General features: G+C 69.8%; 10 protein-coding genes. 6 read left to right on the top strand and 4 right to left on the bottom strand.

Annotation, left to right across the window (positions count from 1 at the left end):
- Positions 1-2: 2 nt before the first annotated feature.
- The gene (locus CFB41_RS04995) at positions 3-1646 is read right to left on the bottom strand and encodes an FAD-dependent monooxygenase (RefSeq protein ID WP_089455800.1); all 1644 of its coding nucleotides are present in this window, start codon (positions 1644-1646) and stop codon (positions 3-5) included.
- A gap of 58 nt (positions 1647-1704) precedes the next feature.
- Between CFB41_RS04995 and CFB41_RS04990 the strand changes: the two genes are divergently transcribed.
- Positions 1705-3618, top strand: coding sequence for a tetratricopeptide repeat protein (locus CFB41_RS04990; RefSeq protein ID WP_089455799.1), 1914 nt, complete (start codon positions 1705-1707; stop codon positions 3616-3618).
- An 84-nt stretch (positions 3619-3702) separates the two neighbouring features.
- Here the strand turns inward: CFB41_RS04990 and CFB41_RS04985 are convergent, their stop codons facing one another.
- Complete coding sequence (locus CFB41_RS04985; protein ID WP_089456560.1) at positions 3703-4998, bottom strand: MFS transporter; 1296 nt, start codon at positions 4996-4998, stop codon at positions 3703-3705.
- Positions 4999-5418: 420 nt separating this feature from the next.
- Here CFB41_RS04985 and CFB41_RS04980 point away from each other — a divergent pair, with 420 nt between their 5' ends.
- Positions 5419-6300 (top strand): hypothetical protein, encoded by an 882-nt coding sequence (locus CFB41_RS04980; RefSeq protein WP_306427066.1) that lies wholly within the window; start codon positions 5419-5421, stop codon positions 6298-6300.
- 75 nt (positions 6301-6375) lie between these two features.
- Here the strand turns inward: CFB41_RS04980 and CFB41_RS04975 are convergent, their stop codons facing one another.
- Positions 6376-7068, bottom strand: coding sequence for a DUF2968 domain-containing protein (locus CFB41_RS04975; protein ID WP_089455797.1), 693 nt, complete (start codon positions 7066-7068; stop codon positions 6376-6378).
- 115 nt (positions 7069-7183) lie between these two features.
- Positions 7184-8374 (bottom strand): gamma-glutamyl-gamma-aminobutyrate hydrolase family protein, encoded by a 1191-nt coding sequence (locus CFB41_RS04970; RefSeq protein ID WP_089455796.1) that lies wholly within the window; start codon positions 8372-8374, stop codon positions 7184-7186.
- Positions 8375-8653: 279 nt separating this feature from the next.
- Between CFB41_RS04970 and CFB41_RS04960 the strand changes: the two genes are divergently transcribed.
- The 4 genes from CFB41_RS04960 to xdhC all read left to right on the top strand — a co-directional run bounded on the left by CFB41_RS04960 (position 8654) and on the right by xdhC (position 13018).
- Positions 8654-9334, top strand: a complete 681-nt coding sequence (locus CFB41_RS04960; protein ID WP_089455795.1) for a GntR family transcriptional regulator — start codon at positions 8654-8656, stop codon at positions 9332-9334.
- Between the two features lie 6 nt (positions 9335-9340).
- Positions 9341-10717, top strand: a complete 1377-nt coding sequence (locus tag CFB41_RS04955; protein ID WP_089455794.1) for an amidase — start codon at positions 9341-9343, stop codon at positions 10715-10717.
- A gap of 139 nt (positions 10718-10856) precedes the next feature.
- The gene (locus CFB41_RS04950; protein WP_089439478.1) at positions 10857-11369 is read left to right on the top strand and encodes a disulfide bond formation protein B; all 513 of its coding nucleotides are present in this window, start codon (positions 10857-10859) and stop codon (positions 11367-11369) included.
- A 632-nt stretch (positions 11370-12001) separates the two neighbouring features.
- Positions 12002-13018 (top strand): xanthine dehydrogenase accessory protein XdhC, encoded by a 1017-nt coding sequence (gene xdhC, locus CFB41_RS04940; protein WP_089455793.1) that lies wholly within the window; start codon positions 12002-12004, stop codon positions 13016-13018.
- Positions 13019-13022 lie beyond the last annotated feature (4 nt).

The raw sequence follows: 13022 nt of genomic DNA, 5'->3' as shown, positions 1-13022 counted from the left end.
CGCTACGCGGACCGCGACATGCCCGCGAACCAGCTTTCGCAATGGCGCAGCAGCGCGTTTGCGTCGGTCGCCGTGCGCCCGCGCGCGGCGACGTAACCATCCGGCCGCAGCAGGTAAAACGACGGCCGCGAGCGGCCGTATTCCTGCGCGAGCCCGGTATCGCCGCCTTCGGCATCGGTGACGCGCCAGACGCGCACCGCATCCGGCATGATCCGGTCGAGCCCCTGCACGAGCGCCTGCGCATCGGCCGGCATCGGCGGCACCGCGCCGGTGTCGGCATTCACCGGCTCTTCCAGCAGCAGCAACGTGAAGCTCGCCGGATCGTGCAGATCGTATAGTCGCGCCGTTCCGGGCGCCTGACCGAGCGGCCCGTCGAGCACCCGCACGTGCGCGTCGGGTGCCCGCTCGCCTGCGCGCGGCCCGCCATCGAGCACGCGCTCGAGCGTCAGCGGACTCTTCCGGTACTGCACGCCGAGCTCGCTGACCGTGCGCCGCACCGCGTCGCGCATCGGCCCGAACGACGCCAGCACCGGCACGACGTGATCGCGCAGCAGCTTCATCGCGCCACGCTCGGCTTCGACGATCTGCGTGACGAAACCGGTCTGCCGCAACACGTCGCGCTCGATCGGATGACGCTCCGCGTGATACGTGTCGAGCAACCGCTCGGGCGTGCCCGCGCCCAGCACGCGCGCGAGCTTCCAGCCGAGATTGAACGCCTCCTGGATGCCGGTGTTCATGCCCTGCGCGCCGGCCGGGCTGTGGACGTGCGCGGCGTCGCCCGCGAAGAACACGCGGCCGTGACGCAGCCGGTCGACCATCCGGCTGTGCAGATGAAAATACGACGACCACGCGAGATCGCTCGGCGAGATCGACACGCCGGCACGGGCACGCACGATCGCGTCGCATTCCGCGAGCGACGGGGTCGGCGCATCGGGCGACGCGTCGCTGCCGGGCGGCCGGTCGGCCACGAGCCGGTAACGTCCGCCGCCCATCGGAAACAGGCCGGCGATGCCGTCGGATGTCGTGAACAGGTGGATTTCTTCGTCCGGCCAGTCGGGTATGGCCGCGAAATCGGCGAGCAGGAAGGTCTGCTCGAACGCATGCCCGGCAAAGCCCAGGCCGAGCAGATGCCTGACCGTGCTGTGTGCGCCGTCGGCAGCGATCAGGTACGACGGCGCGAACGATTCGTCGCGGCCGTCGGCGCAGCGGATCGACACGTCGAGCGACGCACCACCCGCCTCGCACGCGGTCAGCGTCGCGCCGCGCTCGACCGTCACGCCGAGCCGGGCCAGATGGTCGGCAAGCAGGCGCTCGGTGACGGTCTGGTCGAGAAACAGCAGGTACGGATAGCGCGTTTGCAACGGATCGAAATCGAGCCGCGCGATCACGCGGCCGTCGGCATGCAGCGCGGCCGCATGGGCACGATGACCGAGCGCGAGAAATGGTTCGACCGCGCGATGCTGCTCGAGCAATTCGAGCGTGCGCGCCTGGATGCCGATCGCGCGCGAATACGGCGCTGGTGCGGCGAGCCGATCGATGATGCGCACCGGCACGCGGGCTCGCGCGAGGCTCATCGCCGCGGCAAGGCCGGTCGGCCCCGCGCCGACGATCAGCACGGGCGGGATATCGGGCAGTGTGTCAGCCATGAGAACCTCGATGACACGCGATCCTGCAAGTCTACGCCGCTCCGCGTGACGGGGCCATATGCCGATCGGCCGACGCGCGGCCCCCCCGCGCGGTGTGGGAAAATACGCGCTTTCCGTCAGTTATCGCGTTATGGATTCCGCATTCGACCGGGCGTATGCCGCACACCGCGCGGGCCGCCTCGCCGAGGCCGAGCACGGCTATCGCAACGCGCTCGCCTCCAATCCCGCCGACGCCGACGCGCTGCATCTGTTCGGCGTGCTGCGGCACCAGCAGGGCCAGCACGCCGAGGCGGCCGATCTCGTCGGCCGCGCCGTCGCGCTGCGGCCGGGCGACGCCGCGCTGCAGCTCAATCTCGGCAACGCGCTGAAGGCGCTCGGCCGGCTCGACGAAGCAGTCGACCGCTTTCGCAACGCGCTGACGCTCGCGCCCGAATTTCCGCTCGCGCACTACAACCTCGGCAACGCGTATGCGGCGCTGCAGCGCCACGACGATGCGATCGATGCATTCGGCCGCGCGCTGCGGCTCACGCCCGACGATGCATCGATCCACAACAATCTCGGCAACGCGCTGAACGCGCTCGGCCGCCACGACGACGCGCTCGCCGCGTTCCATCGCGCGCTCGAGCTGCGGCCCGGGCATGCGGGCGCGCACAACAACCTCGCGATGGCGCTGAACGCGATGGGCCGTGCCGACGACGCAATCGCGCATTTCCAGGCGGCGATCGCCGCGCAGCCGCGCTTCGTCGCCGCCCATTTCAATCTCGGCAACACGTTCGATGCGGTCGGCCGGCATGCGGAGGCGGCCGCCGCGTTCGAAGCCGCGCTCGCACTGCATCCGTCGTTTCCGCTCGCACTGTTCGGGCTCGCGAACGCATTGAGCGCGCAGGGCCGCCACCGCGACGCGCTGCCCTACTACGAGCGTGCGGTCGGTCTCGATCCGTCGTTCAGCCTGGCGTGGCTGAATCTCGGCAACGCCCATCACGCGCTCGGTGCGCACGAGATGGCGCTGCGCGCCTTCGACCAGGCACTGCGCGTCGCGCCCGATCTCACGCTGGCACGGCTGCACCGCGCGGTCACGCTGCTGACGCTCGGCGACTTCACGCGCGGCCTGCCCGCCTACGAAGCCCGCCACGACACGCCCGGCGCGACGCCGCTCGGCACGCTGCCGCGCTGGCAAGGCGAGCCGATTGCGTCGCGCACGCTGCTGATCCGCGCGGAACAGGGCTTCGGCGACACGCTGCAGTTCGTCCGCTTCGTGCCGCTCGCCCGCGCACGCTGCGCGCGCGTCGTGCTCGAAGTCCAGCCGGAACTGGTTACGCTGCTGGCGCCGGCCGCGGCGCGCTGGCGCGTGACGCTCGTCGCGCTGGGCGCGGCAAGACCGCCTGCCGCGGATGTCGCGTGCACGCTGATGAGCCTGCCGTTCCTGCTCGGGCTTCAGACGAAGGAGGACATCGTCGCGGGCTCGCGCTACCTCGACGCCCCCGACGGCGCCGGCCGGCGCTTTCGCGGCTCGCTCGGCGGGCAATCGAAGCGCAAGTTCGGCCTGGCGTGGTCGGGGCGCCGGCAGGCGCAGGAAAACCGTTCGATGCCGTTCGACGCGCTCGCACCGCTGCTCGCGCTGCCGGACATCGACTGGATCGTGCTGCAGCCCGCACTCGACGACGACGAACGCGCGCGCGTCGACGCGCATCCGCGCGTGCATCGGCTCGACGGCCGGCTGAACGACTTTGCCGACACGGCCGCGCTGATCGATCGGCTCGACGGCGTCGTCACGATCGATACGGCGGTCGCGCACCTCGCCGGCGCGCTCGGCAAGCCGCTGTGGGTGATGCTGCCGTTCGCGCCCGACTGGCGCTGGTTCACCGGCGACGACTGCCCGTGGTATCCGCAGGCCAGGCTCGCCCGCCAGCCCGCGCCGGGCGAATGGCACGACGTGGCGGCCGCGGTCGCCGGCATGCTGCGCGAAGCCTGAACGCACACGAAAAAAGGGAGCGCGCCGCGCTCCCTTTTTCATTGCATGGTGTGCGGCCGGCGCCGCGCGTCATACCGCTGCCGGTCAGGCCGCCTTGTACTGGTTGCGCGCCTCGGACGTGCGATACAGCACGAGTGTCGCGATCAGCCCGCAAATCGCGGCAACGCTCAGCCACAACCCCGGCGCCGCCTTGTTCCCGGTCTGATGAATCAGCAGCGTCGAGATCGCGGGCGTGAAGCCGCCGATCGTCGTCGCCAGGCTGTATGCCAGCGAGAAACCGGCCGTGCGCACGTCGGCCGGCATCACTTCGGTCAGCGCAACGACCATCGCCCCGTTGTACGACGCGTACAGGAATGACAACCACAGCTCGACCGCGAGCAGCCGCAGGAACGACGGATCGCCGACGAGCCACAGCACGGCCGGGTACGCCGTCAACAGCGTCAGCACCGTGAACGCGATCAGCACCGGGCGGCGACCGACGCGGTCGGACAACGCACCGGACAGCGGCAGCCACACGAGATTGGAGACCCCCACGCAGACGGTCACGATGAGTGCATCGAGCGACGACAGGTGCAGCACTTCCTTGCCGAACGTCGGCGTATAGGCGGTGATCATGTAGAACGACACCGTCGTCATGATCACCATCCCCATGCCCGCCACCACGACGCCCCAGTTATCGAGCATCGAACGCATGATCTCGCCCATCGTCGGACGATGACGCTTCGCGAGGAACTCGTCGGTCTCCTTCAGCGAACGACGGATCAGGAACAGGAACGGCACGATCAGGCAGCCGATCAGGAACGGAATGCGCCAGCCCCACGCGGTCATCTCCTCGGCCGGCAGTGCGCGGTTCAGCAGCACGCCGACGAGCGCGGCGAACACGACGGCCACCTGCTGGCTGCCCGACTGCCACGACGTATAGAACCCCTTGTGCCCCTTCGTCGCGATCTCCGACAGGTAGACCGACACGCCGCCGAGTTCGACGCCGGCCGAGAAGCCCTGCAGCAGCCGGCCGAGCAGCACGAGCACCGGCGCGAGCACGCCGATCGTCGCATAGCCGGGTATCGCGGCCACCGCGAGCGTGCCGATCGCCATCAGGCCGAGCGTCAGGATCAGCCCCTTGCGGCGGCCGTGATGGTCGATGTACGCGCCGAGCACGATTGCGCCGACCGGCCGCATCAGGAAGCCCGCGCCGAACACCGACAGCGACAGCATCAGCGACGCGAATGCGTTGCCGCTCGGAAAGTAGGTTTTCGCGATGGCCGACGCGTAATAGCCGTAGACCATGAAGTCGTACATTTCCAGGAAGTTGCCGCTGACGACCCGGAACACGGTGCGGACTTTCGATTCCTGCGCGATGGCGGGTGACGCTGTGGACATGTTTTTCTCGCTCAGCTCGGATGGCGCGAATCCGCGCCGCATGGATCCGACGACGCACGCGGCGCCGGGCCGGCGCGCACGGGCATCGCTGCCCGCCGGCGGCGCACCGCGCAACGACGCGCGCACCGGCATGGTTCACGCATCATGCCACGCCAAGCCGACATTTGCCTTGTGTCGCCCCTGCCGGTGCGGTCGCGACGTTCTCCTCGTACAAGTCGCCCCGAAACGGCAGCAAAAATCAGATTGATCTGATCGACCAGCCTTCGCCGGCTGACGACAATGTCTCGATTTGCGACGACATATCCGCGCCGCACCGGCACGGATGCCCGTGTCGCATGGCGCCCCGCCCTCATGACTCCATCGTCCCTCGTCCCCGTTGCAGGCGCACTCGCCCGCCCCCGCGTCGCTCCGCTCGATCACGTGCCGTCGCTCGGCCGCGACTGGACCTTTCGCGGCGCCCCCGGTGCGCGGCCCGGCAAGCACTGCCTCGCGACACTGACGACGTCCTGCATCGACGTGGACCGGCCGCACCGCGCATGCCACTGGCAGCCGCTGCCGATCACGGCGTCGGCACCGACGCGTGCCGGGTCGCCGGTTGCACGGCCTGCCGCCGCGGCCCCGAGCTCCCCCCGTATCGCCGGCGGCTTTCGCGACCGGCGCGCGAAGTACGCGATCTGCTGGAGTATCGGCGCGCTCGGCATCATCGGCTGGCTGATTGCCACGTATGAACCGATTGCAGGGTTCGGGCCTGCCTACGCGATTCACGCGGCCGGTGGCGTACCGGATCACGCGACGTCGTCCTCCGGTGCCGTGCGGGTCGCTGCGGTTCAGCCGAGTACGTCGACGAGCGCGCCTTCGCCGCGCAAGATGGCAGCGCCTGTCGCGACAACGGCCGAGCCCCTGCCGGCCATGCACCAGGTTGCGCGTCCTCCCGCCTCGCTTCGTCCAACGGCAACGTCCAGCGTACCGCCGACCGCCACTGCCGCATCGCCTCGTTCCAGCGGCACGCGCATGGCGGCGGCGCCGGTCCGAACACCAACCGTGATGCGGATGGCCACGCGACCGCCGATCAGCGGCAGCACGGTCGACACCCGCACCCGCGATCGGCTCGCCGCATTGCCGCGTGCAACTGGCGACATGCGCGACACGCTCGACGATCCGCTCACGCTGATCGCGATGGCGAGCGCGCTGCGCGCTACCGAGCCTGTCCCTGCAACGCACGCGCCCGCCACCGGCGTGGACTGGACGGCACAGCTGTCCAACCGCCGCCTGACCGATACGCCGGGCGCATTCGCGCGCTAACGGCCGGCCATGAAAAAACCCGGCGAAGCTTGCTTCGCCGGGTTTTGCTCGTCTCTGCGTCCGTCTGACGACTCGTTACTTGTGCGCGGGCAGCCCCGTCTCGGTCTGCTTCTCGAGCTGTCGCACCTGCTCCTGCAGATCGCGCAGCTGCATCTGTGCAGCCCGCTTCTCGACCTGCAGCGCCTGCGCCTGCTCCTGCGCCGAGCGCTGCCGCTGCGCGACTTCAGCCTGCTGGCTACGCGCTACGCTCAGGTCGGCCTGCAACTGCTGCGCACGATTCGCCTGCAGCGCAATCACGCGCTCGAGAAACGCCTTCTGCGCGTCCAGCTCGGTACGGCGGATCTCGATATCGGCGAGTTGTACGGTCTGCTGAACGAAGTTCGCGTAGACCATCTCGGCGCGGGTCTTTTCCTGCGACCGGATCACGCGCCACAGATGCTTGTCCTGGAACAGCGCGACGTAGTACGTCATCTCGCGCGGGTCGAACATCAGGCTCGCACCGTAGCTGCCGTTGTACGTCGTGCGCATCTCGACGATCCGGCCGTCGTGCAGCATCTGCGTCAGCTCCGCGACGTTGCCTCGTGCGGCGGCATCCGTCGCAGCCGTGGCGGATGCCGCCGTGTCGCCGCGCAGGCTCGTGACCGCCGGACGCGTACCGGCGGTGGGCGCCGTCGCGTCAGCGGACCAGGCCACGCCCGCTTGCGCGCAGGCAGCCAGCGCAACGATCCACGTCGCGCATCGTGCAGGGGAAAAATTTCGGAAAGCCAACGTCAGACTCCGGCAAACGAATCGGAACTCGCGATTATCGTTCAAAACGAAACGGCCGCATCTCGAATTTGTCGGGATGCGGCCGGCCTTCGTACGACGCGAAGCATGCGGCTTGCTACAGGCGGGTTTCGCGTGCCGCGCGCAGGAATGCATCGAGCAGCGGCGTGCAGTCGAGCAGCTCCGAACCGCCGGCACGATGGAACTCCGGGTGCCACTGCACGCCGACGACGAACGGCGAACGGCGATGGCGAATGCCTTCGATGATCCCGTCGCCGGCCGACACGGCCTCGATGTTCAGATCGCGGCCGAGATCGCGGATCGCCTGATGGTGGATCGAGTTGACGATCGCTTCGCTGCGCCCCGGGAACATGCTCGCAAGCGTCGACGAATCCGGGAAGCGGATCGCGTGACGATGCTGGTCGTAATGCTCGCTCACGTGCGCATTCGCGGTCGGCACGTCGGTGGCGATGTCCTGGTACAGCGAACCGCCGAACGCGACGTTGATCAGCTGGCAGCCGCGGCACACGCCGAGAACGGGTTTGCCGGATTCAACGAACTCGTGCAGCAGCTCGAGCTCGTACATGTCGCGCACGCGATCGCCCGGCCATTCGGGGCGGGCGTCGGACGCGGCATAGGTTTGCGGCGATACGTCGGCGCCCCCCTGCAGCAGCAGGCCGTCGAGATGCTTCGCGTAGTCGCGCAGGCGGATGTTGCTCGGGTGAATCATGCCCTGATGGCCGACGGTCGGAATCATGAACACGAGCACGTCGCGCGACATGACCCAGTGCGCGATCGATTCCTCGAGGTACTGGAGCGTCTTGCCTCGCAGCCCCTTCGCCCCCGGTTCCGGATGGAAGATCCGCGCCGACACGCCGATGCGCAGCGTGCGCTGCGTGATGCGCTGGCCGGCACGGTCGAACAGCCGGCGGGCGCGCGCGGCCACGATCCGGCCGAATACCGACCACGGCGTGTCGCTCTGCTTCAGATAGGCCGGCGGCGCATTCTGCGCGCTCGCGGGCGGCGGGCGCGGCGTGTCGAAATCAGGCTGCGCGCCGAATCCGGGGGGCGGCGTTCCCGCCTTCGGCGGCGCGGCGGCGGCAGCGCCATCGATGGCGGCGCCTGTCGCCCCGGGCGCGCCCGGCTCGGACGCGGCCGTAACCGGTGACGCACCGTCAGCAGCGACGTTCTGCGCGGCGGCCTGGGCGGCCGGCGCATCGGGCGCTTTCGCCGGATCGGTACGGGGTGAATCGGAAGAAACGGAGGAGGTGCCGGGCAGACCGGCCGGGGAAGGCGTGTTTTCGCTCATGACGATGGTCTGGTACGTCGCTCACGCGTATGGATAACGAGGATTCATTATGCTTCAGCGCACGATCGAGCGGCAAACCTGCAACATCCTGTCGATATTGTTGCAAATCGGCGGCGAACTGCGTCGGGGAGCGTCCCCGCCCGCGCGCCGGCCACGCTGATACGGCACCACCAGTACTGGACACCTGTGATATATCACAATAATATCCACGGATTGTCCACGCTTCCCGACCGCCCGCGCCATGATCGCGCCCCGCCCGGCCGCCGCGCCGCATCCCGCATGAATGCCCTGACCGACGTCACCCGCGAGCACCCGGCAGCACCGACGGCCAGCCTCGCCGACCGCGCGTATGCGCTGATCCAGCGCGACATCATCACGATGCGCCTGAAGCCCGGCGCCGCCCTCAACGAAGCCGATCTCGTCGCCCGCACCGGCATCGGCCGCACGCCGGTACACCAGGCCGTGCATCGGCTCGTGCTCGACGGGCTGCTGTCCGTGATGCCGCGCAAGGGATTGATGGTGCAGCCGCTGTCGCTCGACGACATCGTCGCGGTGATCGACGTGCGGCGCATCAACGAAGCGCACTGCGCGGAACTCGCCGCGCGCCATGCAACGCCCGACGATCTCGCGGGCCTGGCCGCGCTGCTCGACGACGGGCAGGCCTGCGTCGACACGCACGACGTCGAAGGCATGATGGAACTCGACCGCGCCTTCCACCAGGCGATCGCCGCGGCCGCGCGCAATGCGGTCCTCGCCGACATCCTGCGCGGGCTGCATGAGCGCTCGCTGCGCTTCTGGTTCGTCACGCTGTCCGAACCTCACCATCTCGCCGACGTCCAGCACGAGCATCGCGAACTGTTCGATCGGCTGTCCGCGCGTGACGCCGCCGGCGCACGCGCGGCCGTCGAAAGTCATATCGATTCGTTCCGCTCCACGCTTCTTCAACATCTTCGCCCCTGAGCCGCCATGACCACTTTCACGCCCTTCCCCCCGCTCGCCCAGCTCGCCGCCGACCTCGCCGCCGGCCGGACCACGAGCCGCGCGCTCGTCGACACCGCGCTCGACCGGATCGCCGATCCGTCGGGCCAGGGCGCGGTCGTCTTCACCGAAGTCGATGCCGACAACGCGCGCGCGGCCGCCGACGCGCACGACCGGCTGCGCGCGGCGGGCACCGTGCTGTCGCCGCTCGCGGGCATTCCGGTGTCGGTCAAGGACCTGTTCGACGTCGCAGGCCAGGTGACGCGCGCGGGTTCGCGCGTGCTCGACGGCACGCCGGCCGCGCGCACCGACGCGGTCGCGGTCGCGCGGCTCAAGCGCGCGGGCGCGGTGCTGGTCGGCCGCACCAACATGAGCGAGTTCGCGTTCTCGGGGCTCGGGCTGAACCCGCACTTCGGCCATCCGCGCTCGCCGTACCACCGCGATGTGCCAGGCGACGCGCGGATTTCCGGCGGTTCGTCGTCCGGCGCGGCCGCGTCCGTCGCCGACGGGATGGCCGCCGTCGCGCTCGGCACCGACACGGGCGGCTCGATCCGCATTCCGGCCGCCCTGTGCGGACTGACGGGCTTCAAGCCGACCGCGAGCCGGATCCCGACGCAAGGCGGCGTGCCGCTGTCGACGACGCTCGACTCGTTCGGCCCGATCGGGCTGACGGTCGCCTGCTGCGCGCTCGTCGACCGGATGCTCGCGGGCCTCGAACCGCGCGTGCCGGCCTCCCGGCCGCTCGAAGGCGTACGGCTCGGCGTGCTGACGAACTACGTGACGGACGGCGTCGATGCCGACGTCGCGGCCGCGCTCGACGCCGCGCTCAAGCATCTCGAAGCCGCCGGCGCGATCGTCACGGAAGTGCGCTTCCCCGCGCTCGACCGGCTGCCGGACGTCAACCGCTTCGGCTTCTCGCCGATCGAGGCTTACGCGTGGCATCGCCCGCTGCTCGCCAAGCACCGCGACCGGTACGACCCGCGCGTGCTCACGCGGATCCTGAAGGGCGAACCCGCGAGCGCGGCCGACTATCTCGACCTGCTCGCCGCGCGCACGGCGATGCTCGACGAAGCGGCCCACACGGTCTGGTCGCGCTTCGATGCGCTCGTCGCTCCGACGGTGCCGGTCGTGCCGCCGCGCATCGCCGAACTCGAAGCGGACGACGATGCCTTCACGCGCACCAACGCGCTGATCCTGCGCAACCCCAGCGCGTTCAACTTCCTCGACGCATGCGCGTTGTCGCTGCCCTGCCATCCGCGCGACGCGGCACCGGTCGGCCTGATGCTCGCGGCCGCGCCGCATCGCGACGACGCGCTGCTCGCGATCGGCCAGGCGGTCGAGGCCGTGCTGAACACGATCCGCTGAGCGCCGCCGACCGGGTGCCGGCGGGCACGACGCGCGGTGCGGCAGGTTGCCGCACGCGCGCTGTCAGTTTCGTGCCAGACCGTTCGCGCTAAAATCGCGCGATTGTTTTCCGGACCGACCCACGAGGAACCCCGCCGACATGAACGACTACACGCTCGCCATCCGCCGCGAACGCCGCCTGCTGATGCTGCTCGGATGGGTGTGCATCGCCCTGCTGGCCGGTGCGCTCTACCTGCAGTACGTGAAGAACGAAGATCCGTGCCCGCTGTGCATCATCCAGCGCTACTTCTTCTGCGCGATCGGGATCTTCGCGTTCCTGGCCGCCGGGATCCGCAACTGGCGCGGGGTCTGGGTGCTCGAGCTGCTGATCGCGATCGCCGCGGCCGGCGGCGTCGGCACGGCCGCCCGGCACCTGACGATCCAGATGAATCCGGGCTTCAGCTGCGGTTTCGACACGCTGCAGCCGATCGTCGACAGCCTGCCGCCCGCGCAGTGGTTCCCGGGCATGTTCAAGGTCGCCGGGCTGTGCGAGACGGTCTACCCGCCGATCTTCGGCATCCTGCTGCCCGGCTGGTCGCTGATCGCCTTCGCCGTGATCCTGGTCGCGGTCGCCGCCAGCCTCTGGCGCCATCGCCGCAAGCTCGCGGCCTGACCGGCCGGTTTCGCACCGGCCTGCGCGCGGCCCGTTCGCGCGGGCCGCACACGACCGCCGGTCGGTGACCGCCCGGCTGCGGAGCGCCCGCCGGCCCAGCCCGGCGAGCCGCATCCGGCCCGTCAAGCGTAAACACCTACCCCGCCGCCGCCCGGGTCTCCGGGCGAACGCGCATCGCGCGACTTCCGCGCGCAGCCCCGCCACGCCTGCGTTTCGGCCCGATGTGCACGCATTGGCGCCCCGATCCCGCGCGGCGGGCCTATGATCGACATGATCGCCTCCTGATAGCCCGGATCACCGCCTGGCGATGTTCCCGTCGCCTTACGGTGCTATCTTCGTGACTGGATGGCGATCTACGTGCGCGAGGCCAGGCGGTCTCACCACCCCTGCGTAACGCGCGCCCGATCCGCAATGTCGACTGGATTCATCATGACAACGCAAACCATCCGCATCCGTCACCCTCATGGCGTCCGCGTATCCGGCGGGGCCGTCCGCGCGCGCCGTTCGTGCGCTGCCGCCGCACTGCATCGGCCGTGCGGCCGGCCCGCCTCGCTCCCGTCCGTCATCGTTGCCGCCACGCCCGCCAGCCCGCGCCGCGTGTCGTGCCGCGTCGTCCCGAACGGAGCGTGCTGATGGAAGCCTGGCTCGGCGATCTGCAGCAACTGCTCGCGCATGGCGAAGCGGCCGTGCTCGTGACGGTCGCGCACACCGACGGCTCCGCGCCGCGCGAAGCCGGCACCAAGATGCTCGTCACGCGCGACACGGCCCGCCATACGATCGGCGGCGGTCATCTGGAATGGAAGGCGATCGAGATCGCGCGGCATCTGCTGAAGGATGGCGCGCACGTGCCGCACGCACGCCGGCTCGAACGGCTCGCGCTCGGCCCGAGTCTCGGCCAGTGCTGCGGCGGCGCCGTGGTACTCGCGTTCGAGCGGCTCGACGTGGGCGATCTCGGCTGGATCATGTCGCTCGCGAAGCGTGTCGCGGCCGGCGTCGCGACCGTGCGTAGCGTATCATTCGGCCCCTCGCCGGGCGCGCCGCTGTTGAGCGAGCCCGAATCGGAAGCCGCGCGTGCCGACTGCCTGCTGTGGGAAACCGGCGGCGTGTCGCTGATGACCGAAACGATCGCGCCGTATGCGTTCCCCGTCGTCCTGTTCGGCGCCGGGCACATCGGCACCGCGCTCGTGAAGGTGCTGGCGACGCTGCCGTGCCACGTGCGCTGGATCGACGGGCCCGATGCGGTGTTCCCGCCGGCCGACGCGCTCGCCGGCATCGGCAACCTCGCGATCGAAGCGGCCGCTGCCCCGGCCGACGCGGTCGACGCAGCGCCGCCGCAGTCCTACTTCATCGTGATGACGCACGACCACGCACTCGATTTCGTGCTGGCCGAGCGCATCCTGCGACGTGGCGACTACGCGTATTTCGGGATGACCGGCTCGCACGCGAAGCGCGCGCAGTTCGATCATCGCCTTGCAGCCATCGGCATCGACCCGGCCCAGGTCGCGCGGATGCGCTGCCCGATCGGTGTCGAAGGCATCATCGACAAGGCGCCCGAAGTGATCGCGATCTCGGTGGCTGCGCAATTGCTGCAGGCCGTCGAGGCAAACGCGAATGCGAACGCGTCCACGCAGGCTTCCCCTACCTACTGACCGA

The organism is Burkholderia sp. AU33803, assembly GCF_002223095.1.
Taxonomy (GTDB): Bacteria; Pseudomonadota; Gammaproteobacteria; order Burkholderiales; family Burkholderiaceae; genus Burkholderia.
The sequence above is the reverse complement of the archived record's forward strand: the minus strand, read 5'-3'. Positions and strand labels throughout refer to the sequence as shown.

Bases quoted from the DNA above. Each gene is read 5' to 3' on its own strand.
- CFB41_RS04995 (WP_089455800.1), bottom strand. From the start codon at position 1,646: ATGGCTGACACACTGCCCGATATCCCGCCCGTGCTGATCGTCGGCGCG.
- CFB41_RS04990 (WP_089455799.1), top strand. From the start codon at position 1,705: ATGCCGATCGGCCGACGCGCGGCCCCCCCGCGCGGTGTGGGAAAATAC.
- CFB41_RS04985 (WP_089456560.1), bottom strand. From the start codon at position 4,998: ATGTCCACAGCGTCACCCGCCATCGCGCAGGAATCGAAAGTCCGCACC.
- CFB41_RS04970 (WP_089455796.1), bottom strand. From the start codon at position 8,374: ATGAGCGAAAACACGCCTTCCCCGGCCGGTCTGCCCGGCACCTCCTCC.
- CFB41_RS04960 (WP_089455795.1), top strand. From the start codon at position 8,654: ATGAATGCCCTGACCGACGTCACCCGCGAGCACCCGGCAGCACCGACG.
- CFB41_RS04955 (WP_089455794.1), top strand. From the start codon at position 9,341: ATGACCACTTTCACGCCCTTCCCCCCGCTCGCCCAGCTCGCCGCCGAC.
- CFB41_RS04950 (WP_089439478.1), top strand. From the start codon at position 10,857: ATGAACGACTACACGCTCGCCATCCGCCGCGAACGCCGCCTGCTGATG.
- xdhC (WP_089455793.1), top strand. From the start codon at position 12,002: ATGGAAGCCTGGCTCGGCGATCTGCAGCAACTGCTCGCGCATGGCGAA.